General features: G+C 68.8%; 18 protein-coding genes. 7 read left to right on the top strand and 11 right to left on the bottom strand.

Features of this window, described 5'->3' with window-relative positions:
* The 3 genes from VGT80_RS17690 to VGT80_RS17680 all read right to left on the bottom strand — a co-directional run.
* Positions 1-974 (bottom strand): response regulator (locus VGT80_RS17690; RefSeq protein WP_327457975.1); only part of this gene is annotated, 974 nt, incomplete at its 3' end.
* Positions 975-1080: 106 nt separating this feature from the next.
* Positions 1081-1545 carry a response regulator gene (locus VGT80_RS17685; protein WP_327457974.1) on the bottom strand — a complete coding sequence of 155 codons (465 nt, stop codon included), beginning with the start codon at positions 1543-1545 and terminating at the stop codon, positions 1081-1083.
* 149 nt (positions 1546-1694) lie between these two features.
* Positions 1695-2774, bottom strand: coding sequence for a response regulator (locus VGT80_RS17680; RefSeq protein ID WP_327457973.1), 1080 nt, complete (start codon positions 2772-2774; stop codon positions 1695-1697).
* A gap of 179 nt (positions 2775-2953) precedes the next feature.
* Here VGT80_RS17680 and VGT80_RS17675 point away from each other — a divergent pair, with 179 nt between their 5' ends.
* Positions 2954-3355: a response regulator gene (locus VGT80_RS17675; RefSeq protein WP_327457972.1), complete on the top strand. Its 402-nt coding sequence runs from the start codon at positions 2954-2956 to the stop codon at positions 3353-3355.
* 2 nt (positions 3356-3357) lie between these two features.
* On the opposite strand, the gene VGT80_RS17670 is transcribed toward VGT80_RS17675, so the two are convergent.
* Positions 3358-4119 carry an N-formylglutamate amidohydrolase gene (locus VGT80_RS17670; protein WP_327457971.1) on the bottom strand — a complete coding sequence of 254 codons (762 nt, stop codon included), beginning with the start codon at positions 4117-4119 and terminating at the stop codon, positions 3358-3360.
* Positions 4120-4186: 67 nt separating this feature from the next.
* Here VGT80_RS17670 and VGT80_RS17665 point away from each other — a divergent pair, with 67 nt between their 5' ends.
* Positions 4187-5107, top strand: coding sequence for a transglutaminase family protein (locus VGT80_RS17665; protein ID WP_327457969.1), 921 nt, complete (start codon positions 4187-4189; stop codon positions 5105-5107).
* A 12-nt stretch (positions 5108-5119) separates the two neighbouring features.
* Complete coding sequence (locus tag VGT80_RS17660; protein ID WP_327457968.1) at positions 5120-5935, top strand: transglutaminase family protein; 816 nt, start codon at positions 5120-5122, stop codon at positions 5933-5935.
* Positions 5936-6086: 151 nt separating this feature from the next.
* Here VGT80_RS17660 and VGT80_RS17655 read toward each other — a convergent pair whose 3' ends face one another.
* The 3 genes from VGT80_RS17655 to VGT80_RS17645 all read right to left on the bottom strand — a co-directional run bounded on the left by VGT80_RS17655 (position 6087) and on the right by VGT80_RS17645 (position 10420).
* On the bottom strand, positions 6087-6641 hold the full coding sequence (locus VGT80_RS17655) for a lipocalin-like domain-containing protein (RefSeq protein WP_327457967.1): 555 nt from the start codon (positions 6639-6641) through the stop codon (positions 6087-6089).
* A gap of 134 nt (positions 6642-6775) precedes the next feature.
* Positions 6776-8767, bottom strand: a complete 1992-nt coding sequence (locus tag VGT80_RS17650) for a hypothetical protein (RefSeq protein WP_327457966.1) — start codon at positions 8765-8767, stop codon at positions 6776-6778.
* 267 nt (positions 8768-9034) lie between these two features.
* Entirely contained in the window at positions 9035-10420 is a 1386-nt protein-coding gene (locus VGT80_RS17645) for a sensor histidine kinase (RefSeq protein WP_327457965.1), read from the bottom strand.
* A gap of 221 nt (positions 10421-10641) precedes the next feature.
* Between VGT80_RS17645 and VGT80_RS17640 the strand changes: the two genes are divergently transcribed.
* The 3 genes from VGT80_RS17640 (at position 10642) to VGT80_RS17630 (ending at position 14181) form a co-directional block, all read left to right on the top strand.
* Entirely contained in the window at positions 10642-12102 is a 1461-nt protein-coding gene (locus VGT80_RS17640) for a HAMP domain-containing sensor histidine kinase (RefSeq protein ID WP_327457964.1), read from the top strand.
* A gap of 23 nt (positions 12103-12125) precedes the next feature.
* Positions 12126-12494 carry a response regulator gene (locus VGT80_RS17635; protein ID WP_327457963.1) on the top strand — a complete coding sequence of 123 codons (369 nt, stop codon included), beginning with the start codon at positions 12126-12128 and terminating at the stop codon, positions 12492-12494.
* Between the two features lie 397 nt (positions 12495-12891).
* Complete coding sequence (locus tag VGT80_RS17630; RefSeq protein ID WP_327457962.1) at positions 12892-14181, top strand: aminotransferase class I/II-fold pyridoxal phosphate-dependent enzyme; 1290 nt, start codon at positions 12892-12894, stop codon at positions 14179-14181.
* An 82-nt stretch (positions 14182-14263) separates the two neighbouring features.
* Here the strand turns inward: VGT80_RS17630 and VGT80_RS17625 are convergent, their stop codons facing one another.
* Positions 14264-15499 carry a hybrid sensor histidine kinase/response regulator gene (locus VGT80_RS17625; protein ID WP_327457961.1) on the bottom strand — a complete coding sequence of 412 codons (1236 nt, stop codon included), beginning with the start codon at positions 15497-15499 and terminating at the stop codon, positions 14264-14266.
* A gap of 273 nt (positions 15500-15772) precedes the next feature.
* Here VGT80_RS17625 and VGT80_RS17620 point away from each other — a divergent pair, with 273 nt between their 5' ends.
* A complete protein-coding gene (locus VGT80_RS17620; protein ID WP_327457960.1) occupies positions 15773-16396 on the top strand; it encodes an OmpW/AlkL family protein in 624 nt (207 codons plus the stop codon).
* A 43-nt stretch (positions 16397-16439) separates the two neighbouring features.
* On the opposite strand, the gene VGT80_RS17615 is transcribed toward VGT80_RS17620, so the two are convergent.
* The 3 genes from VGT80_RS17615 to VGT80_RS17605 are packed head-to-tail and all read right to left on the bottom strand — an operon-like array spanning position 16440 to position 22259.
* Positions 16440-19565, bottom strand: coding sequence for a CusA/CzcA family heavy metal efflux RND transporter (locus VGT80_RS17615; protein WP_327457959.1), 3126 nt, complete (start codon positions 19563-19565; stop codon positions 16440-16442).
* Positions 19562-20728, bottom strand: coding sequence for an efflux RND transporter periplasmic adaptor subunit (locus tag VGT80_RS17610; RefSeq protein ID WP_327457958.1), 1167 nt, complete (start codon positions 20726-20728; stop codon positions 19562-19564). The genes VGT80_RS17615 and VGT80_RS17610 overlap by 4 nt, the downstream gene beginning before the upstream one ends.
* Positions 20718-22259 carry an efflux transporter outer membrane subunit gene (locus tag VGT80_RS17605; protein ID WP_327457957.1) on the bottom strand — a complete coding sequence of 514 codons (1542 nt, stop codon included), beginning with the start codon at positions 22257-22259 and terminating at the stop codon, positions 20718-20720. Before VGT80_RS17605 ends, VGT80_RS17610 begins: the two co-directional genes overlap by 11 nt.
* Positions 22260-22446 lie beyond the last annotated feature (187 nt).

Below are 22446 nucleotides of genomic sequence, written 5' to 3'. Positions count from 1 at the left end.
TCCAGCGTCTCGTCGGCGCGATGGGCCTCGGTCCCGAAGGCCAGCATCGGGGTGCGACGGGTCTTGGTCTGGCGTTCGGCCCGGCGGATCGCCCGGATGCCGGCGATCGCCTGGGGCGAGGCGAGGTTCACCGCGATGAGGTCGAAGAACATGGTGTCGGTGATCAGCGCCGCCTCGAGGCCGCCGGAGGCCTCGATCACCTCCACCTCGACCTCGGAGGCATGCAGCAGCTCACGCATGGCGAAGCGGCTGTCGGCGGCGTCGTCGGCCAGCAGCACGCGGATCTTGGCCTTGGGCGCGCGGCTCCGGCGGTCGGCGCGTCCCAGCGCCCGCACCATGACGATGTCGAGCGCCTCCGCGGCGGCTTCGATCCGCTCGATCGCCCGCTTGGTGTCCGGGGTCTGGCAGATGCTGGTGAGCACGACGGCCGCGCCCAGGAGCCCGTTGATCGGCGAGGCGACGTCGTGACCCAGCTCTTCCAGGTTGGCCGCGACCGCCTGGGTGCGGTCCGCCGCCTCCTCGAGCGCGGCGAGCCGGCCTTGCAGCTCCCCCTTCGCGGACTGGGGCGCGGGGCTCCCGCTTCGGCGGCGGATCAGCATCTCGCTGCGCGCGTGGGCGAGGTCGATGTGCAACGGCCGCAGCAGGCAGTCGTCCGCGCCCAGCGTCAGCGCCTCGACGGCGTCCTCGCCGGCGCCTTCGGCGGCGATCGCCAGGATCGGCAGCTCGGCGGCGGCGCGCCGCTGTCGTATCTGGCGCAGGAGGTCGAGCCCCCCTTCGCCGTCGGGGCCCGGCGTCTGCAGGTCCACGAGCGCCAGGTCGAAACGGTTGGTGTCGAGCAGCGACAGGGCCCGCGCGTGCTCGGCCGCCTCCACGACCTCGTACCCAAGGCCGGTGAAACGCCGGCGCACAAAGGTGCGGGCGTCATCGTCGGCGTGGACAATGAGCAGTCGGCTGGGAACGGCGGCTTTGGTCATCGGTGGCGCCCACATTCGCGCGCGCGTCGCGCACATCTGCACCTTGGTACCAGCCCTAGGCTTAAGGCGGGGTTGAGCGGGCGGAGGTTGGGCGCCGGTCGTGGCTCTATTTGGCGACGCGGGCGCGGCCGCCGGCGCGGAGCCAGGCGCGGTCCTCGTCGCCATAGCCGCTCTTCAGGCCGGCCGAGGCGAAGCTGCGGTCCTGGGCCGCGGCCTGGGCGGCGTTCAGCACGCGCTCCAGAGATGGCATCAACAGCGGCTTCGCGGCGATCGCGGCAAATCCCAGCTCGCGGTATTCGTCCTCGCGGCGGCTCATCACGTCGGCGGTGACGGCGACCACCGGCAAATCGCGGTTGGGTCCTTCGCTGGCGCGGACGCGGCGCAGGAGTTCGACGCCATCGACCTCCGGCATGTGGATATCGGTGATGATCACGTCGAAGCTCTGCTCACCGAGCAGCGCCAGAGCCTCCTTGGCGGTCGCGACGGCCACGGTCTGATGGCCGAGCGCCGCGAGCATCTGGTCCAGGACCAGCAGGTTCATCGCGTTGTCGTCGATATGCAGGATCCGCATGGCTCCGCTCCCGCTGGACCGGTCAAGGCTTCGACCGGCCGTGTGCGTCGATCCGAGCTTTGAGTGGAACGCGTGAATCCCGGGTCAACGACCGGCGGATCGGGCCGGCTCAACCGTCGGTTTGCTACCCATTCTGGGGAATCCGGCGATCAGGCCGCGGCGGTCAGGTCCTCGCTCTCGCGGCGCAGGGCTCCGGCCAGCGCCGCCAGCAGGCTGGCGCCGGTCACCGGGCTCTTGAGATGCAGGTCGGCGCCGGCGCTGAGCGCGGCGGTCGCCTTGTCGGTCTCTTCCGAGAGCGCCACGATGGGCCGGCGACGGTCCTTGGCGGTGGCTTCGGCCTTGCGGATCTTGCGGATGCTGGCCAGGCCGTCGGCCATGTCGACGTTCATCAGGATGAGGTCGAAGCGGCCGGCCTTGGCCGCGGCGACGGCGTCCTTGCCGCAGGCGGCCTCGCTGATCTCGATGGCGGCGCCGGATTCGGCGAAGGTCCGGCGGCTCGCCTCGTGGCGGGCCGGATCGGAATCGGCGGACAGCACATGGATGCGCTGGTCGGGATCGTGCTGGCGCCGGTCCCCGACCTCGGGGCGGAAGGCCTCGACCATCATGTCGCTGAGGCTTGCCCGGGCGCCTTCGATGACGCCGATGGTCTGTTTCAGGTCCGGTGCGTCGCAGACGCGCATCAGCACATGGGCCGCGTTCAACACGCCCGAGAGGCCGCCCTGGTTCTCCTGGCCGGCCTTGTCGAGGATGGCCGCCCGGTTCTGGGCGTCCGACACCGCTTGGGTCATCCCCGTCAGCAGTTCTTCGAGTTCGCCGTATTCGGCCTGGGCGCGGTCCTCCGCGCGCTTGCGGCGCAGCTGCATCTCGACGCGCGCCGCGGCGATCTCAAGGTCGACCGGCTTGGTGATGTAGTCGTTGGCGCCCATCAGCAGGGCTTCCACCACGTCCTCGCTGGCGGCCTTGGCGGTCACCATGATGATCGGCAGCGCGGCCTCGGAATGCTTCACCCGCAGGCGGCGCAACACCTCCAGCCCGTCGATGCCCGGCATCATGACGTCGAGCAGCACCACGTCGAAGGGGTAGGTCGCGGCCATGGCCAGCGCCTTCTCGCCGTCCTCGGCCTCCATGACCTGATAGCCGAGACGCGTGAACCGCCGGCGCAGGATGGTCCGGTTGTCCTCGATGTCATCCACGACCAGCAGGCGCGGGGGCAGGGCTTGTGACGTCATGGCGCTCTCGGATGCGAGATGGAGCGAAATTGCCAGATGCCCGTATAGGCGATCGGTCTTAAGCAAGAATAACCTTGTTCGGTTAACCAATCGCTCGATCGACGCGGCATTGACCGGTTGGTTACCCCAAGGCGTTAGGGTCTGTGTGCGCCCCCGCGGCGTGAGATCGGAAGGCCAGAGTGTCGACCCCGCCAACCCGTCGTCTGCGCGTCCTGCTCGCCGAAGACCACCCGATCAACCGCGCGGTGGTGGAGGTCGTGCTGAGCCAGATCGACGTCGAGCTGCTGGCCGTGGAAAATGGCGCCGAGGCCGTGGACGCCTTCCGGGAATCCGAATTCGACGTCGTACTCATGGACCTGCAGATGCCGGTCATGGACGGCCTGACGGCCATCCGCGAGATGCGCGCCTTCGAGGAGGCCGGCGTCCGCGCCCGCACGCCGATCCTGGCGGTGACCGCCAACGCGCTCGCCGAGCACGTGGCCGCCGCACGCGAGGCCGGCGCCGACCTGCATATCGCCAAGCCGATCGTGGCGGAGCAGCTGATCTCCGCGATCTGCGAGCGGGTCAGCGGCCAGGACTGAAATCAGACCGTCGCGCCGCTGCGAGCGCCGCCCTCGGTCGCATCAGCAAGCGCGAGAGGCAGCAACCGGGCCAGGCGATCCGCGACGCCCTGGCGGCCGGCGGCGGCGGCGATGAGGTCCTGGCGAACCTCGAGCTCAAGGTAGTCGAGGCCGCGGGCGATGGCGTGGCGCGGGACGGTGTAGTCGCTGCCGTCCATCTCATAGGGCTGGTTGTCGCCGATGCGGGGCCGATCCGGCTCGGCCCGCAACCGCGCCAGGATGGCGTCCGAGAACGCCGAGCGGCCGAGGTGCAGGACGCCGAATTCCCATGGGCGGGGCGCGCCGTCCTTCATCGCCGGGGTGAAGGAGTGCAGCGCCACGACAAGGCTCGGGCGATCCTGCGCCGCCCGGTCGTCCAGCTCCGCGGCGATGGCGGCGTGATAGGGCCCAAACACCGTGGCGATCCGCTGGGCTCGCGCCTCGGCCGAGAGGCCGGCGTTGCCGGGGATGGGCGTCCCGTCGCTGACCTCGCAGATGGCGTCGGGGCGGTCGGGGTCGCGGTTGCAGTCGATGACCAGGCGCGAAACGGTCTGGGCGATGAAGGTGGCGTCCAGCGCCTGGGCCAGGCGCCGGCCCAGGCCGTCGACGCCGATGTCCCAGGCGATGTGCCGGTCGAGGTCGCCGGCGGCGAGCCCCAGGTCGCCGAGCTCGGCGGGGATATGGCGTCCGGCGTGATCGCCCAGCAACAGGAAGGGCGAGGGGGCGCCTGGATTGTGGACAATCATCGCCCGGGCGCCTTCGACCCGCGGGCTGTCATGGACCCGTTAAGGGAATCGACGGCTGATTTGCACAATGCCGGTCGTCTCCATCCGTCACCTGACCGCCTACCGTTATCGCAGCCCGGTCGCCTTCGGCGAGCACCGGATGATGCTGCGACCGCTGGAGGCCCACGACCAGCGGCTGATCTCCGCTGAGGTGGACGTCAGCCCGCAGCCGGCGCTGCACCGCGAAATCTGCGACCTCAGCGGCAGCAGCGTCGGGGTGGTGCGGTTCGCCGGCCGGTCCGACCGGCTGGTCATCGAGAGCCGGGTCCGCGTGGATCACCGGCCGGAAGACGGCTTCGACCTGGAGGGCGAGGACAGCGCCATCGGGCGGGGGCCGTTCCGCTATGCGCCGCAGGACGCCGCCGAACTCGCCCGCTCGCTGGAACGCGTCCAGCCCAGCGAGGCCGTGGACGCCTGGGCGATGAGCTTCCTGAGGCCGGTCGGCCGCACGCGGCTGGGGCGGCTGCTCGGCGACATGAGCCAAGCGATCCACGCCGACTTCACCTACACGACGCGCCTCGAAGGCCCGCCGCAGACGCCGCAGGTGACGCTGGAGACCCGCCGCGGCAGCTGCCGCGACTTCGCCGTGCTGATGGCCGAAGCGGCGCGCAGCCTCGGCCTGGCCGCCAAATTCGTCTCCGGCTACATCTATTCGAGCTCGCCGAAGTCGGGGCCGGGGCACCGCGGCGGCGGCCACACCCATGCCTGGGTGCGCGTCTATCTGCCGGGCGGCGGCTGGACCGACTTCGATCCCACCAATGGCCTGATCGGCGGTCGTGACCTGATCCGGGTCGCCGTCGTCAATGATCCACGCCATGCCCTGCCGCTGCACGGCTCGTGGGACGGGCTGGCCGCGGACTTCCTCGGCATGGACGTCGAGGTCGAGATCGAGGTGGAGCAGGCTTCGGCGCAACTTCCCATCCCGCTGAGAGTTGCGCGATCGGCTTAACAGCGGGATCCGATGCGCATTCGAGCCGGCTACGAGATCATCTACGAGTGCGGCGCGCCGACGCCGATGGTGGCGCTGCTGAGCGTGCGCCCCGAGCGGGAGGCAGACCTCGAGACGCCGGATGAGCTGCGGATCGATCCGCCGCTGCCCGTGCGCCGCTACCGCGACAGCTTCGGCAACACCTGTAGCCGCATCCTGGCGCCTGCCGGCCGCGTGACGCTGAGCGCCGACTTCGTCATCCGCGACAGCGGCCAGGCCGACCCGACGTCCGTGGACGCGCCCCAGGCGGCGGTGGAAGACCTGCCGGACGAGGTGCTGCAATTCCTGCTGGGCTCGCGCTATTGCGACGTCCAGGCGCTGACGCCGCTGGCCTGGAATCTGTTCGGCCAGGAGCCGTCCGGCTGGCCGCTGGTGCAGGCGATCATGGACTACGTCCACCGGCGGATCGCCTTCGGCTACGCCCACGCCCGGCCGACCCGGACGGCGTCGGAGGCCCACGAGGAGCAGCGCGGCGTGTGCCGCGACTTCGCCCACCTTGCGATCACCCTGTGCCGCTGCATGAATGTCCCGGCCCGGTACGTCACCGGCTACCTGGGAGACATCGGCGTGCCGGCGTCGCGCGACGTGATGGATTTCAGCGCCTGGTGCGAGGTCTACCTGGGCGGCGCCTGGCGCACAGCCGACGCCCGGCACAATCGGCCGCGCATCGGCCGCGTCCTGATGGCGCACGGCCGCGATGCCGCCGATGTCGCGCTCGTCACCACGTTCGGGGCGGCCGACCTGGTCGGTTTTGAGGTGATCACGCAGGAGCTCGAGGCGAGCGCCTGAAGTCGCGCGATACCTGTACGTATCCGGCCGATGGGACAGGGGCTATGAGAGCGGCCGCGAAGCGTCGTCTTAGGTTTGCGAGCAACCTTCAAGCTGTTGTTGTTGCTGTACGGAACGGGTGGGTGGCGGAGGTTGGGACCCTGGGGTCGCACTACTTCACTCTGTGAAGCTCCCGATAGGCGCGGCGTGCGGTCTTCGGATCGGTCAGCTCGATGATCAAGGTGTCGCCCCGCAGCCGGTAGGGTCGGACTTGATCCGGGTTGGCCACGTAGTTGGGGTCTAAAGCACCCTCGACGATGTGGTGCAGAACGCCCTTGGCCTTGTCGACTTTATAGGCGCCAAAATAGGCTATGAAGGCGCGTGGGGCGGCGTCGCCCGGGGGCTGTGGACCCGACGCAGGCGAAGGCGCCGCGATCGGCGGATTGTGCATGATCTGGACGCTCAGGTGCCCCGTCGGATCATAGACGAAGTAGCCGAACGGATGTTCTCCGAACGGGTAGCTGACCTTCCCATCCGCAGAGGTGTTCTCATACCGGACGAGGCGCCACGTGCCGACAAGGCCTGGCTCGTCCCGCGCCGCGCGCGGCGGGGACACTTCCGCCGCCCTGGCGCTGGCAATGGGAGCGACGCCCGCGACAAGACCGCAGCACAAGGCCGCCGCGACGACGAGCCTGCGCATCTGCGCCTTCCCCAAAACCTTCTCCATCGCCGCCCCCCGAGCATGCTTAGACTCGACGGTAAGCGGACTCGGCGAGCGTCAGCAACTGGTCGAAGGCGGTCATTCCCACCGAGCCTGAAAGCGGTCCCTCCGAACGTCCGAGACGGGTGAAGAGCGGACGTTCAGAGATGCTGCGCCGCGGCAAGCTCCACCCGCTCCGTCGGCGTCAGGTTCAGGCCGGAGGCCGTTCGTAGTTCCTTTCGCGCCACGTCGGCTTGGCCAAGTTTCGCCAGGGCTTCGCCGGCCTTCAGGTGGCTGCGACCCCAGTTGGGGGCCAGCTTGGCGGCCTCGGCGAACTTCTGCGACGCGGCGCCGAAATCGCCCTTGACCATCAACGCCTCGCCCCAGATCTGCGGCGGATCGGCGAAGCGGGGCGCCTTCGTCTCAGCGATCCTGAGCACGGCGATCGCGCCGTCCGGGTCGCCCTTGTCCAGCCGCATGCGGCCCCACTCGGCGTAGGCCAGCGGCAGCGAGGGGGCCTGGCGCACGGCCTCGGCGAACCACCGCTCGGCAGTCGGCAAGTCGCGCGCCTGGGCCGCGACCTGGCCGCGGACGCGCAGGCAGGGATAGCAGTCCAGCGGCGTCTTCCCGATCAGCGTCTTGGCCGCGGGCACATCGCCGGTGCGCGCCAGCGCCAGCGCCTCCAGCGGCCAGCTCAGCACCTGCTGCATCAGGCCATAGACCGGCCGCTTGGCTTTCTCCGCTTCCAGCACGGCGTCGAACGCCCGCGCGTCGGCCAGCGCCTTGTCCCATTGGCCCTGCTCGGCGAACATCCAGTAGCGGGGCAGGGCCGGGAACGCGCCCACCGCGATGTTCCAGGCCAGTTCGGAGTCGGAGTGCTCGGTCGCCCGGGTCATCGCCTCGCGCGCCAACGGCAGGTCATGCCCCAGCGCATCGGTCGTGGCGGCCATCATGGGACCCAGCGCCCCGCCCCCGAAGTCGGTTTCGGAGCTGGTCTGCGTCCACCACCCGCTCGAACCCTTGTAGTCGGCCTCCAGGAAGCTCAGCCAGGCGTGGGCCAACAGCCGGTTCGAAGTATAGAAGATCTCGCTCGTGTCGGGCAGGCGCTTCTGGGCGTCCCTCGCCAGGCTCCTGGAGTAGGCCAGGTCCGCCTCCTCGTGGCCTGTCCAGACCGCGGTATTCACGAAGGCGATCCGATCGTTGATGTCCGCGCCGCTCCCGGGGGTGCGGCCGAGGGCGGCGTGGCGGAGCGCCGCGGCAGGATCGCCGTGGTCGGTGATGTCCATGACCGCCCACTTGGCGTAGGCCCAGCCGCGTTCGCCGCGCGGGCCGTTTGTGGCCAGATCCGAGATCACCTTGAAGGCCTCGTCCCAGCGGCCCGCGTTGTCGAGGTACTCGGCGTAGCGATAGGGCTGGCTGTCACGATAAACCGCTTCGGCCGCCTGCCGCGCCAGGTCGTCGAAGGCGGAGACTGGACCGGTGAACGTCTTCGGCGGCGCGTCGGCCATCCGGGCAGTGAGCGCGATGCCGGTCGGCGTGGTCACGACCTCGCCGGTGACGTGGCTCACGTGGCCCAGCCGCTCGCGCAGCAGTTTCTCGAACTCGGAGAAGCTCAGGCCGGTCTGCGGGATCTCGACCTTGAAGTCCGCGCCCCAGTCGCTGCTGTAGGACTGGCTCGGGCGGTCCGACTGGGCCGTGGCCGTCTGCAGCACCTGCAGCTTGTCGAGGAAGCGGCTGGCGGCGACCTGGCCGGTTAGCCCGGTCCGCGCCAGGTCTGGGGGCACCGAGAAGGCTTCGATCGCCAGGCCGTGCGCCTCGCGCGCCTCCCAGGCCATCGCCCCGACCAGAGCCACCACGGCCGCGCCGGCCAATGCGGCCATCACCTGCAGCAGCGCCCGCATGCGGTCGCCGAATCGGCCCCAGCGCAGGCGCGAGATAATCAGGCCGCGCTGCTCGTGTAGGTGCTCGGCCTGCAGCTCCGCGAGCCGCGCGTGCCCCCGCAGGAAGCTATCGAGTTCGGGATCGTCGGACTTTGGTTTTGCCTTGCCGCGCCGGCGCGCGACCGCCAGTTCCATAGCCGCGCCGAGACCGGCCGAGGTGGCGCCGGCAACGCCGGCGAACTCGCCCGCCGCCTCTTCAGCTATCTCAGCCATGGCTCCCCCAGTTGCACGGCGCGCGTGAGCGTAGGCCTAATCTGTCAACGCGCCATCCGTAAACGGCGTCTCCGCGCACAAGCGGCGCCGCGACAGACGAAGCCCCAGGTCATCCGCACGAGATGGCTTCCAAAGCCGCCCCTTGAAGTCCGCTATCGGTCGAAAGCGGTCATCCCGTCCAGAGTGAGAAGCCGACATGTCGGGCGGCGCCGAAGTGTCCAAGACGGACAAAGCTGGTCGTCCGCGACCCAATCGCCCGCGTGGCGACTAGGCCGCGATCGCAGCCTCGCCGCTCGCCTGCTCGTCGACGGTGAGCACCGCGGGCAGCCGCACGGTGAAGGTGGAGCCCTTGCCCAGTTCGCTGGACACCGAGATGGCGCCGCCCATCAGGACGCAGAGCTTCTGGCTGACCGCCAGGCCCAAGCCGGTGCCGCCATAGGTCTGGCTGCAGTCCTCGCCCACCTGGGCGAAGTCGCGGAACAGCTTGGGCAGGTCGTCCTCGGAGATGCCGATGCCGGTGTCGGCGAGGCGGATCTCGATCCAGTCGCCGCCGGCCTTGTCGTCGCGATGGGCTTCCAGGGCGATCGATCCGTCGCGGGTGAACTTGGCGGCGTTGCTCAGCAGGTTCAGGACCACCTGGCGCAGCTTGGTCTGGTCGGTGGTCACCGTGCCCAGCACGCTGCCGTGCACGACGCGCATCTCGTTGCCGTTCTGCACGACCAGGGGCTGCAGGGTCGAGACCACGTCATCGAGCAGCTGTGCCAGGTCGAAGGTCTCGACCGAAAGCTGCACCGAGTTGGATTCGATCTGCGACAGGTCGAGCACGTCGGTCACCAGCGCCAGGAGGTGGCGGCCGGCGGCATTGATGCGGCCGAGGTCCTGCAGCTTTTGCGGGTCGGCGCCCTTGTCCTGGCCGTTCTCCAGCAGCAGCTCGCTGTAGCCGATCACCGCGTTCAGCGGCGTGCGCAGCTCATGGCTCATCTTGGCCAGGAAGATGGAGCGCGCCAGGTTGGCCCGCTCGGCCTGATCCTTGGCCTGGCGCAGCCGCACGCCCGTGGCGCGGTGGCGCTGGGCCTCGCGCTCCAGGTCCGACCTGAGCGCGATGGTGCTCACGTAGTAGATCGCCATCCATGACATGTAGACGGTGGCCGAGAAGATCGAGATCCAGCCCACCGTGGTCAGCTGGCTCATCGGCACGCGCTGGTCGAAGCCGCCATGCAGCATGTAGGCGGTGACGAAGAGCGCCACGTCGGCGGCGAACATGCCCACCACCAGCAGGGGCCGGTCACCGAGATAGAAGAAGCCCAGCAGCAGGGAGATCAGCAGCCACGGCAAGAGCGGCGAGCTGACGCCGCCGTAGTGGAACGAGCCGAACAGCGAGGCGAAGGCCAGCAGCTGCACCGACATCAGCGCCACCAGCTGCAGGTTCTTGGTCACCCGCAGGATCATCGGCAGGGTCCAGAACCCCCAGATACTGATGATCATCGTCCAGACGGCGAAGCCCGGCTTCGGATCGGTCAGATAGAGGAACAGGCTGATCGACTGGGCCAGCAGCGGCCCGAAGAGGTGCGTGAACACGAAGTTGCGCGCGAGGCCCAGCTCGGAGCGCTCGGATTTCGCCTTCTCCGGTACGAACCAGTCGATCAGTTTCATCACCGATTCCACAGTCGCGCCTCGTTCGATCTGACGTTTCGAATATCCGGCCGAGTAACCATGCAGACCCCTTAAGAACTGGTGCATGTCCTGCTGGACCGCGGGAATAACGCGATCTTAATCAGCGCGGCCTTAACCAGATGGGCGAAACTATTCGACGGCCTGCACGGGAACAGCCTCTCCATGGGCGGCCCGCCAAGACCGTCTGGGGGCGAACAGCGATGGCCACGGCACCGCAGCAGGCGACGAGCGTCCTGGACAGGGCGATCGACTGGTTCATTCCGCCGGAGCTCGCCGCTCAGCGGGAGACGCGGCAGCAGTCGCGCATGTTCCTGATCAGCCACCTGTGCGGCCCGTTCCTTGGCAACGTCGTGCCCGGCGCCCTGTTCTTCCTCGACCCGACGCCGGGATGGCCCGTGGCGATCCTGGGGATCTCGATCACGTCCTTCTGGGTGTTCCCCTTCCTGCTGCGCGCCTTCGGCCACTACAACCTGCTGGCCTTCATCTCGGTGCAGAACCTGATCTTCTGCATCCTGTGGAGCTGCTACTTCTACGGCGGGGTCAGTTCGCCGACCTTGCCGTGGGTGCTGAGCATTCCGCTGCTGACCTTCTTCTATCTGGGCGCCAATCCGCGGCTGCGGCTGATGGCGCTGGCGCAGTTCACGGTCAACTTCCTGGCGTTCGCGGCCATCTACCGCTTCATGCCGCCGCCGCCCGAGGACACGCCCCTGGAAGCCCTGCAGGGCCTGGGCATCGTCTCGACGCTGGCGGCCTCGGGCTACGTCAGCATGATGGCGCTCTACTATGCGCGAATCCTGGCCTCGGGCGCCGAGCTGGAGGAGGAGATGCGCGGCCACCTCGCCACCGCGACGGAGCTGCGCCGCGCCACGGCCGAAGCCGAACGGGCGGGCCTGGCGAAGGCCGAGTTCGTGGCCAACATGAGCCACGAGCTGCGCACGCCGCTCAACGCGGTGATCGGCTACAGCCAGATGCTGCTGGAGGAGGCCGCCGACGAGCCCGACGACGGCTCGGCCGAGGACCTCAACAAGATCCACCATGCCGGACAGCATCTGCTGGGCCTGGTCAACGAGGTGCTCGACCTGGCCAAGATCGAGGCCGGCAAGATGGAGCTGACGCACGAGGAGGTCGCGGTCGGCGACTTCCTCGGCAACCTCTGCAGCGCCCACGCCGCCAAGGCCCAGGCCAAGGGCGTGCCGCTCAAGCTGCACCTGGCCGACGACCTGGGCACGGCCAAGTGGGACGGGCAGCGGGTCAGCCAGGCGCTCGATCAGATCCTCGGCAATGCGGTGAAGTTCACCAGCGAGGGCTCGGTCACCGTGACCGCCTCGCGCGAGCCCGCGCGGCCCGCCCATCGCATCCTGATCCGGGTGCAGGACACCGGGATCGGCATTGCGCCCGAGATGCTGCCGCGGCTCTTCGAGACCTTCACCGTGGCCCACGACTCCACGGCCAGCAAATACGGCGATACCGGCCTTGGCCTCTCGCTCAGCCTGGCCCTCTGCCGCCTGATGGGGGGCCAGATCGAGGCGACCAGCACGCTGGGCGCCGGCAGTTGCTTCGTCATCAGCCTGCCCGTGGCGCCGGTGAGCGCGCGGCGCGCGCGCAAGGTGAGCCGCGAGGGCGCTTCGAACTTCGACGTTGCGCTCACCAGCGCCGCCTGAACAACCGTCTCCGGAGCCCAGCCATGACCAAAATCCTGCTCGTCGAAGACAACGAACTGAACCGGGACATGCTGACGCGGCGGCTGGCCCGCCACGGCTTCAACGTCTGCTGCGCCCCCGATGGGCCCAGCGGGGTGAGGATGGCCGAGGAGGAGTCCCCCGCGCTCATCCTGATGGATGTCGCGCTGGGCGAGATGGACGGCTGGGAGGCGACCGGCCTGATCAAGGGTCGCCCCTCGACCAGCGGCATCCCGATCATCGCGCTCACCGCTCACGCCCTGGCCAGCGACCGCGCCCGCAGCGTCGAAGTGGGCTGCGCCGACTTCGACACCAAGCCTGTCGATCTGCCGCGCCTGCTGGGCAAGATCAAAGCCTGCCTCGAAGCCGCCTAGGGCGGTCGAGCCAGAGCGGCCCCGCCTCCGGGCCCGCGACGGCTCCAAGATCCTGAATCCACCGCACGATGGCGTCCGGCGAGCCCGCCCGACGCCATCGTGCGTTGTGGGCCCAGCCAGGCCGCCGCCGTCGGCGCGCGCCGGGACCTAAGATGGTGAGCGCGAAGGTTGCACCATCTTTCCGATCGCTCAACGAATAGGCGAAAGTTCGCTAAGGTTAATCCGCTCACTCTCGGCACGGTTAACTTAAACTCGCAAGATTCACGCAATACATAGTACACGTGAAACTAACACATGCCGGGCACTATAGCCTCGAGCCCTGAGAACAAGGGTGGTGGGGACTATGATGCAAAAAGCATATAACGCCTACGCGAGTTCCGGCGCCTTGACGGGCAGCATGCGAGACTTCCGATACCCGCGTGGTACGGGCCTCCAGGACCGCATCGAAGGCTTCTACAAGTGGCAGAACCTGCGGCGTAACCAGGGGCTGTGGCCCTTCTCGCGCTCGACGGATGAGGGGCCCTCGACGGTCTGCGCCGCGCGCGACGATTCCGGCCAGAAGATCCACGGGGTCAACTTCGCCTCGCAGGACTATCTGAGCCTGTCGTCGCACCCGGAGATCAAGAAGGTGGCCCAGCAGGTCATCGAGGTCTTCGGGGTCCACAGCGCCGGTTCCGCCGCGCTGGTCGGCAACACCTCGCACTCGGTGCTGCTCGAGCGAAAGATCGCCGAGTTCTGCGGCATGCCCGAAGCGATCCTCTTTCCCACCGGCTGGGCCGCGGGCTACGGGGTGATCAAGGGGTTGGTGCGCAGCGGCGACCATATCGTCATGGACGCCCTGGCCCACACCTGCCTGCAGGAAGGCGCCAACGCGGCGACCAAGAACATTTACCTGTTCCGCCACAACCAGGTGGCCGAGTGCCGCAAGTGGCTGGAGAAGATCCGCGCCAAGGATGTCGAGAACGGCATCATGGTGGTGACCGAAGGCCTGTTCTCCATGGACTCCGACACGCCGGACATCGTCGGGCTGCAGGAACTCTGCCATGAGTTCAACGCGACCCTGGTGGTGGACGTCGCCCACGACATGGGCTGCCTGGGCGAGGATGGCCGCGGCCACATCGGCATGCAGGGCATGCTGGGCAAGGTGGACCTGATCATGGGCAGCTTCTCCAAGACCTTCGGGTCGAACGGCGGCTTCGTGGCCTGCCGCAACCGCGAGGTGAAGGAGTATCTGCGCTTCTACAGCCCGCCCTGCACCTTCTCCAACGCGCTCTCGCCCATGCAGGCCGCGACGGTGCTGAAGGCCTTCGAGATCATCGAGAGCGACGAGGGCCGCCAGCTGCGCGAGAAGATGATGGCCAATATCCTCAGCCTGCGCGCCCAGCTCGTCGAGGCGGGCTTCGAGGTCTATGGCGACCCCTCCGCGATCGTCTGCGTCAAGATGGGCTCCGAGGCCCTGGCCAGGCTGGTCGCCCGCCGGCTTCCCGAGCAGGGCCTGATCGCCAACCTCGTGGAGTTCCCCGCCGTGCCCAAGGGCCAGGCGCGGTTCCGCATGCAGGTGATGGCCAACCACACGCCGCAGAACATCGCCGACGCGGTGGCCAGACTGAAGGCCGCCTACGATCAAGGGTTCGCCGAATTCGAATGGATGAACCAGGAGCCCGAGGCGCTTCAGGCCACGGCTTGAGGTCTCGGGGATCTCAGGAGTTTCGGGGGCGGCCGCCGCGCGGTCGCCCTTGACGGCCTTTTCCGAACTCAGTCCTGACGGCTCAGCCCAGGGCGGGCAGGGGCAGCTCCACGCGGAACACCGCGCCGGATCCGGGCTTGCCGTTGGCGGCGATGGCGCCGCCCATCAGCTCGACGATGCGCTGAATGATGGTCAGGCCCACCCCCGCCCCGCCGAACCGCCGGGTCAGCGAGCCGTCCGATTGCTCGAAGGGCTTGAACAGCCGCTCCGCGGTCGCCTCGTCGAACCCGACGCCGGTGTCGCGGACCTCGAGGACGAGATGATCGGGCTTCGCCCGGGGGCGGCTCACCGACAGGGCGACTTCGCCGGCTTCGGTGAACTTGACGGCATTGTCCAAGAGCTTGGCGACCACCTGCTTGAACCGATGGCAGTCGGCGTCGATGTGTCCCCGCGCGGAGGGCTCGACCTCCAGTCTGAACGCCAGCCCCTTCTGCGCCGCGCGCGACGCCGGCCGCTCGGCGGCCTCGCGCACGGCGGTCTCCAGCTCCATCCGCGCCGGCGACAGCTCAATGCCCCGGGCATTCAGATCCAGGGTGTCGAGCAGGTCGCTGATCAGATCGAACAGGCTGTCGGCGGAGGTCTTGATGATCCCCACCATGCCGCGCTGCGACTCGTTCAGGTTCGACTGGCTGAGCAGGGCGGCCATCGGCAACAGCCCGTTCAGCGGCGTGCGCAGCTCATGGCTCATGCTGGCCAGGAACTCGTCCTTCGCCCGGTTGGCGGCCTGGGCCTGCTCCATGGCGGTGCGCAATTGTCCGTTGGCGTCCACCAGTTCCTGGGTGCGCTCGGCGATGCGCCGTTCGAGGTCGGAGTTGGACTGGCTGAGCGCCTCGTTGGCCAGGCGCAGCTGCTCCTCGGCGCGGCGGCGTCCGACCTGGGTGCTGACGCGCAACAGGGCGACGGCGAAGTCCACCGGCTTGACGATGTAGTCGTTGGCCCCGGCCGACAGGGCCTCGACGATGTTGTGGCTCTCCGTGCGCCCGGTGACCATGATCACCGGCAGGACCAGCTCGGAATGGCGCTCGCGAATCCGCTTGAGCACCTCCATGCCGTCCATGTCCGGCATCATCACGTCGAGCAGGACCGCGTCGAAGACGCCGCCGGCGATAGCCTCCAGGGCGGCGTGGCCGCTGCTCGCCTCGGCGATCTCGAAGCCGCGCTTCTGGAAACGCCGGCCGAGCACCGCGCGATTGTCCTCGACGTCGTCGACGATCAGAATCCGACCCGGACCGTCCGACTCTGCTTTGCGCTGCGACATCAGTCTCGCCGCCTCCCCGCGACGCCGTCTTCTTCTCCGAACATGTCTACATGACCTTAAGTAACGGTGCACGTATCCATAGTGCGAATTCTATGAACCATAGGTAGCATAACGCCGTTCTGCACCGCAAAGTGATTCAGAAACAAGTAAGACAGGTTAGGGAATTCATAAAGCTTTCGGATCAGTCTTTATTAAGGTTTATCGACTAGATACTCAAACCTCATAATCAAGAAATACGGGGTGATGGGTATGTATTCTCTCAAAGCTGCGGCTATGGCCGCTGTCCTGGGCATGGCGGTCGTGGCGCCGGCGCACGCGGAAACGACGGACCGTTGGTTCGTCCACGCGGGCCCCGCCTTCGTCCATCCCGTGGAGAAGACCTCCATGGAAGCGGGCGGCGCCTCGGTGCCGGGCGCCGACGTGCAGATCAAGGGTCGTTGGACCGTCGAGGGCGAGCTCGGCTATTACGTGACGCCGCACGTGGCGGTCGCGTTCGCCGGCGGCCTCCCGCCCAACTTCAAGGTCCAGGCGGCCGGCAGCCTCACCGGGCTCGGCACGGCCGGCAAGATCACCGGCGGCCCCGCGGGCCTCACCGTACAGTATCACTTCAACCGCGACGGTCGCTTCCAGCCCTACGTTGGGGCCGGCGCTTCGTTCCTGATCATCTTCAAGACCACGGACGCAGTGCTGACCAATGTCTCGGCCAAGAGCAGCGTCGGGAGCCTCTTGCAGGCGGGCGCGGACATCATGTTCACCGACCACGTCGGCGGCTTCATCGACGTGAAGAAGGCCTTCGTCGGCACGGTGGCCACGGGCATGCTCGGCGCGGCTCCGGTGCGGGCCAAGGTGCTGCTCGACCCGGTGGTCGCCAACTTCGGCGTCACCTACCACTTCTGATCCTGTCGTCCCGGGGCGGCCGCGCCGCCCCGGGCCCCCGTCATCAGACCTGCAGCCTGTCGTCGGGCCGCGCCACCAGGGCGTAGAGCACCGGCATCAGGAAGATGATGACCAGGAGGCAGATCAGCAGGCCCGAGACGATCACCAGGGCAAATGGGCGCTGGGTGTCGGTGCCGACCCCGGTGGCGATCGCCGCCGGCAGCAGGCCAAGGGCTGCGACCAGGGCGGCGATGACGATCGCCCGGAACCGCAGGATCGCGCCCTCCCGGATCGCCTCCTTGAGCGGCGTTCCGCCCAGCCGGAGCTCATTGACGTAGGAAATGTAGACCACCGCGGTCTGCACGGCGACGCCGATCAGAGCCAGGAATCCGATCTCCGAGGACGCCGAGAGGGGCGTGCCGGTCGCCCAGAGCGCTGCGACGGCGCCCGCCGGCGCCGACAGCAGGACGCCCGCCAGGGTGATCAGCGGGAACTTGAGGTTCCCATAGAGCGCGAAGAGCAGCAGGAAGATCAGGAACAGCGTCAGGGGCGCGATCAGCTTCAGCTGGTCGCGCGAGGCCGTGTACTCCTTGTAGTCGCCGCCCCAGTCGGCGCGGTAACCCTGGGGCAGGCTGACCTTGGCGTTCACCTGGGCGATGGCGTCCTGCACGGCGCTTGCGAGATCGCGGCCCTCCACCGAGAACTGCACGCCGATGTAGCGGGAGTTGTCCTCGCGGTAGATGAACGAGGCGCCGTTGGTCACCCCGATGTCGGCGAACTCCTTGAGCGGCAGCTGCTGGCCGCCGGGCGTGGCGACGAGGATGTCGCCAATCGCCTCGGGGGTGTCGCGGTACTGGCGGTCGAGCCGCACCACGAGGTCGAACTGCTTCTCCCCCTGCACCACCTGGGTGGCGACCTGGCCGCCGATGGCGGTCTGGATCAGGTTGTTGATATCGTCGACGTTGAGGCCGTAGCGGGCGATCTTGGCGCGATCGATCTTCAGCGTCAGGCTCGGTTGGCCGAGCTCGCGCACCAGGCTGACGTCGCCGATGCCGCGCACCTGCTGCAGCACCGCCTTTATCGCCTTGCCCTTGGTTTCCAGGGTCTGCAGGTCGGGCCCGAAGACCTTCACCGCCAGCGCGCTCTTCAGGCCCGTCTCGGCCTCGTCGACCGCATCCTGCGCCGGCTGGGTGTAGTTGAAGATGACGCCTGGGAAGCCCTCGAGCTTGCGATTGATGGCCGCGACCAGCTGGGCCTTGTCGCGATAGCGCCCGGTCCATTCCGAATAGGGCTTCAGGCCCACGTAGAACTCGACATTGAAGAAGCCGGTGGGATCGGTCCCGTCGTCGGGACGGCCGAGTTCGGAGCCGACTGTCGTCACCTCCGGGAAGGACCGCAGGATCTGGCGCACCTGCGGGGTGATCTTGGCGGATTCCTCGAACGAGATGGTGGAGGGCATGGTGGCCCGCACCCAGAGCGCGCCCTCGTCGAGCTGAGGCATGAACTCGCCGCCGACGGCGGTGAGCGCCAGGAGGGCGAGCGCCAGCAGGACGCCGGACCCGGCGAGCACACCCCACCGGTGCTCGAGGCAGAAATCGAGGCCCTTGGCGTAGAGCGAGCGCATCCGCTCGAAGACGGCGTTGCGGCGTTCGCGGACTCCGCCGCGCATCAGCCAGGCGCAGAGCACCGGCAGCAGGGTCAAGGTCACCATCAGCGCCCCGATCAGGGCGAAGATCATGGTGTTCGCCATCGGCCGGAACAGCACGCCGGAGGGGCCCGACAGCGCGTAGATCGGCAGGAAGCTGACCACGATCACTCCGACCGCATAGACCAGCGGGCGGTCGACCTCCGAGGCGGCGTCGCGGATGACCTGCTTGACGTCCAGCGGCTGGCCCTGGCGAAGCGCGAGCTGGCGGAAGATGTTCTCCACCATCACCACCGCCCCATCCACCAGGATCCCGAAGTCGATGGCGCCGATGGACAGCAGATTGGCCGAGGCGTTCTGCAGGTTGAGGCAGGCGAAGGCGAACAGCAGGGCCAGAGGAATGGTGGCCGCCACGATGAGGCCGGCGCGCACGTCGTAGAGGAAGAAGATCAGGATCACGACCACCAGCACCATGCCGCGCAGCAGGTTGGCGCCCACCGTCTTGGTGGTCAGCTTGATGAGGTCGGTGCGGTCGTAGAAGGGGACGATCTTGACGTCCTTGGGCAGGACGTGGGCGTTGAGTTCGGCGGTCCTGGCCTCGACGCGCTTCAGGACGTCCTGGGTCTTCTCGCCGGTGCGCAGCAGGATGACCCCTTCAACGGCGTCGTCCTGGGCCTCGTAGCCGAACTCGCCGAGCCGCGGGGCGATGCCGATGACGGTGTGAGCGACGTCCTTGACCAGCACCGGCACGCCGTTGTGGACAGCCAGCACGACGTTGTCGACGTCCTCGGTGGTGGTCAGCCGGCCCAGGCCACGCACGTAATAGAACTGGCCGCCCTGCGAATAGAAGCCGCCGCCGGCGTTGCTGTTGTTGGCCGCCAGCGCCGCCTGCGCCTGCTGGATGGAGAGGCCGACCCCGGCCAGTTTCGCGGGGTCGAACAGCACCTGATACTGCATGGTGCCGCCGCCGAAGCCCGAGTCATCGGCGACGCCCGGGACGGAGCGGAATTGGGGCTCAACCGTCCAGTCCTCGAAGGTCTTCAGCTCCATCGGCGAGCGGTCGGGGCTTTGCAGGACGTAGCGGTAGATGAGGCCGGACGGCGAGGCGAGCGGCGAGACCGAGGGCGTGACGCCGCTGGGCAGGCTGAGGTCCGGGAGCCGGTTGAAGACCTCCTGGCGGGCGACATCGCGGTTGGTTCCGTCCCGGAAGGTCAGAATCACGTCGGAGAGTCCGTAGAGCGAGATCGAGCGCTGCACCGTCGTGCGCGGCACGCCGTTCAGCCCGTTCTCGATCGGCACGGTGATCAGCCGCTCCATCTCCTCGGCCGCGTGGCCAGGCCACTGGGTGATCACCTCCACCCGCGCCGGCGCGAGGTCGGGATAGGCGTCCACCGGCAGACGCAGCAGCGACCAGACGCCGACGACGATCAGGATGACCGTCATCATGACCACCAGGAACGGCTGGCGCAGGGCCGCGCCCACCGCGCGGTTGATCACCGACCCCGAGACCGGCGGCGGGTCGACGGGGGGCAGGGGTTCGCTCACTGGTTCTGCATGAACTGGACGAACAGGCCGCCGTCGACCACGACCCGCTCGCCGGCCTGCAGGCCTTCGGCGATCTCGTATTGGTCGCCGGCCCGATAGCCGAGCGTCACGTGCCGGCGCGCGAAGCCGCCGCCGGCCTGGGCCACATAGACGAACGGCAGGTTCTCATCGTCGCGCAGGATCGCCGAGACCGGCGCGAGCAGTCCGCTCGTGGCCTGTCGCGACTGGATCGTGACCCGGACGTACATCTGCTTCTTCAGCACGCCGCCGGGATTGGTCACCGCCACACGCGCCAGCACCGCGCGGGTGTCGGGGTTGACCAGCGCCCCGATGTTGTCGACGACCCCGGACACCGCGGCCGGCGCGCCGCCGGTCTCCACCAAGGCGGTGTCGCCCACATGGATCGAAGCCAGGTCGGAGGCCGGGATCTGGGCCATCACCCACATCCGCGAGAGGTTGGCGATGGTGAAGGCCGGCGTCGTGCCGGCCTGCAGCAGCTGCCCCGGCGTGATCAGTTTCTCGGCCACGGTGCCGGCGATCGGCGCGCGGATCTCGCCCTCGATGGCCGAGGTCGCGCGGCCCTGCTGGATGTCGCGGATGGCCTGGGCGCTGAGCTTCAGGGACACCAGCGTCTGGCGGGCGGCGTCGCGGTCGGCTTCGGCGCCGGCGGCGTCGCTCTGCGCCTGCTGCGCCTCGCGGGCGGAGACGCCGTTGTGCTGGGCGAGGTCCTTGTCGGTCTCGGCGATCCGGCGGGCGTTCTGGGCCGCCGACAGCGCCTTGCGATAGGTGCTGACGGCGGTGGCGTAGTCGGGCGAGTCGACCGTGGCCAGCGGCTGGCCGGCTCGCACCGCCTGGCCGGCTTCCACCAGCAGGCGCGACACCGGGCCCGACATGGGGGCGAGCACGCTGGTCGCCTGGTCGTTGTCGAAATCGACCACGCCGCTCGCCTGCACGGACTTGTGGAAGCTGCCGGGCGCCACGGTGTAGAGGCGCACGCGCTGCAGCTGAGCCGACGTCAGGGTCACCAGCCGCGGCGTCGTCGCGGCGGCAGCGGCCGCATCGTCGGACTTGCCGGAGCAAGCCGCGCACAGGCCGATCACGGCCGCGGCCAGCAAGGCGCCCCCGAGCGCCCGATGCAGTCCGGGAACGGCTCTAGTGCTCATCGGTGTCCTTGGCCAAATCGGCGCGGCGCCACCAGCCGCCGCCCAGCGCCTGATAGAGGGCCGCGGTGTCGGTGTAACGGGCCGCCTGCGCCTGCACGAGGGCGATGCGGGCCTGCTGGTAGGCCTGCTCGGCGCTGAGCAGGGTCAGATAGCTGGCGTAGCCGGCTTTCCACTGGCGTTCGGAGAGATCCAGCGTGGTCCTGGCCGCCTCCGCCGCGGCGGCGCTCGCCTTCAGGGCGCGGGCGTCCTGGTCGATGGCGGTGAGGGTGTCGGCGACGTTCTGGAACGCGCCCAGGACCGTGCCGGCGTACTGCTCGGCGCTCTGGCGGTAGGCGTCGCGGGCGGCCCGTTCCTGGTGGCGAAGCGTCCCGCCGTCGAAGATCGGCGCGGTCAGGGCCGCGCCCAGGGTCCAGAAGGCCTGGCCCGGCCCGAAGGTGTTGGCGAAGGTGAGGCCGGTCGAGCCGGCGCTGGCCGTGAGCTGGATGTTGGGCAGCCGGTTGGCGGCGGCGATCCCCACCTGGGCGCTGGCCGCATGCAGGTTGGCCTCGGCCTGGCGCACGTCCGGCCGCTGCTCGACCAGGCGGGACGGCAGGCTCAGAGGCAGCTCCGTCGGCAGCTGCAGGCTGGCCAGGGCGAAGGTCTCCGGCGGCGCCTGGCTGGGAAACCGACCGGTGAGCACCGCCAGGAGGTGGTGCTGCTGGGCCGCCTGTTTCATGAGCGGCGGCAGGGTGGCCTGGGCCTGGGCGAGCTGGGCCTGCTGGGCGGCGAGGTCGAGCCCGCCGGCATAGCCCTTGGCCTGCTGGTACTTCAGGATCTCGACGATCTTGGCGTCGGCCTCGATCAGCTCCCGTGTCGCCTCGATCTGGGTGTTGAGCGAAGCCTCCTGGATCGCCGCCACCACCACGCTGCTGGTGAGCGTCAGGTGCGCCGCCAGCATCTGGAAACGGGTCGCCTGCGCCTGGGCCTGCGCCGCCTCGGCGGTCCGGCGGTTCAGCCCGAACACGTCGAGCGCATAGCTGACGCTGACCTGCGGGGTGAACAGGTTGAACTGGGTGGCGTTCGAGCTCGGCGTCGGGGCCAGCGCCCCCGACTGCCGCTGGCGCACGGCCGAGTAGCCGGCCGTGACATTGGGGTAGAAGGCGCCGCGGCTGGCGCGGGCGGTTTCCTGGGCGGCGGCGAGGGCCGCCTCGGCCGCCTTGAGGTCGTGGTTGTTGGCGAGCGCGGTGTCGACCAGCTGGTTCAGCGGCTGCGAATGGAACAGCGTCCACCAGTCGCCGGAGATGTCGGCGCCCGCCTCGAAGGCCTGCGCCGCCCCGCCGGCGGCTCCCGGCGTCGCGACCGTGGCGGACGGCGGCCGGGCCGTATAGCCGCTGACCGAAGGCGCCGCGGGCCGCTTGAAGTCCGGTCCGGCCGCGCAGCCGGCGGCGAGCAGGCAGGCCGCGGCGGCGACGAGCTCAGGGCGCGCCAGTCCGCGCCGAAGCCAGGTCCTTCGGAGCGTCATCCTGATCGGCGCCGCGTCGTTCTGATCCATCCGATCCCGCACCGGTGGCCGGCCATCGCTCGGCCGATCAAGCTGAGTGATATGTTATGACGTTTCGAGGCCAGAGAAGCCAGACCTTCAGCATCGATCGTCTCGCGTCCCCGAAATCGCCTTCTGTCGACCAAATGCGGCGCCAATCGGACCGTGACGTTGCAACCGCGAAGCCTGGCTTGTCCCC

It is taken from the genome of Phenylobacterium sp., assembly GCF_035944335.1.
Classification (GTDB): Bacteria; Pseudomonadota; Alphaproteobacteria; order Caulobacterales; family Caulobacteraceae; genus Phenylobacterium.
This window is presented reverse-complemented; position numbering and strand designations above follow the sequence as displayed.

Coding starts and splice junctions, on each gene's coding strand:
- VGT80_RS17685 (WP_327457974.1), bottom strand. CDS start 1,545: ATGCGGATCCTGCATATCGACGACAACGCGATGAACCTGCTGGTCCTG.
- VGT80_RS17680 (WP_327457973.1), bottom strand. CDS start 2,774: ATGACGTCACAAGCCCTGCCCCCGCGCCTGCTGGTCGTGGATGACATC.
- VGT80_RS17670 (WP_327457971.1), bottom strand. CDS start 4,119: ATGATTGTCCACAATCCAGGCGCCCCCTCGCCCTTCCTGTTGCTGGGC.
- VGT80_RS17665 (WP_327457969.1), top strand. CDS start 4,187: ATGCCGGTCGTCTCCATCCGTCACCTGACCGCCTACCGTTATCGCAGC.
- VGT80_RS17660 (WP_327457968.1), top strand. CDS start 5,120: ATGCGCATTCGAGCCGGCTACGAGATCATCTACGAGTGCGGCGCGCCG.
- VGT80_RS17655 (WP_327457967.1), bottom strand. CDS start 6,641: ATGGAGAAGGTTTTGGGGAAGGCGCAGATGCGCAGGCTCGTCGTCGCG.
- VGT80_RS17650 (WP_327457966.1), bottom strand. CDS start 8,767: ATGGCTGAGATAGCTGAAGAGGCGGCGGGCGAGTTCGCCGGCGTTGCC.
- VGT80_RS17645 (WP_327457965.1), bottom strand. CDS start 10,420: ATGAAACTGATCGACTGGTTCGTACCGGAGAAGGCGAAATCCGAGCGC.
- VGT80_RS17640 (WP_327457964.1), top strand. CDS start 10,642: ATGGCCACGGCACCGCAGCAGGCGACGAGCGTCCTGGACAGGGCGATC.
- VGT80_RS17635 (WP_327457963.1), top strand. CDS start 12,126: ATGACCAAAATCCTGCTCGTCGAAGACAACGAACTGAACCGGGACATG.
- VGT80_RS17630 (WP_327457962.1), top strand. CDS start 12,892: ATGCGAGACTTCCGATACCCGCGTGGTACGGGCCTCCAGGACCGCATC.
- VGT80_RS17625 (WP_327457961.1), bottom strand. CDS start 15,499: ATGTCGCAGCGCAAAGCAGAGTCGGACGGTCCGGGTCGGATTCTGATC.
- VGT80_RS17620 (WP_327457960.1), top strand. CDS start 15,773: ATGGCCGCTGTCCTGGGCATGGCGGTCGTGGCGCCGGCGCACGCGGAA.
- VGT80_RS17610 (WP_327457958.1), bottom strand. CDS start 20,728: ATGAGCACTAGAGCCGTTCCCGGACTGCATCGGGCGCTCGGGGGCGCC.
- VGT80_RS17605 (WP_327457957.1), bottom strand. CDS start 22,259: ATGGATCAGAACGACGCGGCGCCGATCAGGATGACGCTCCGAAGGACC.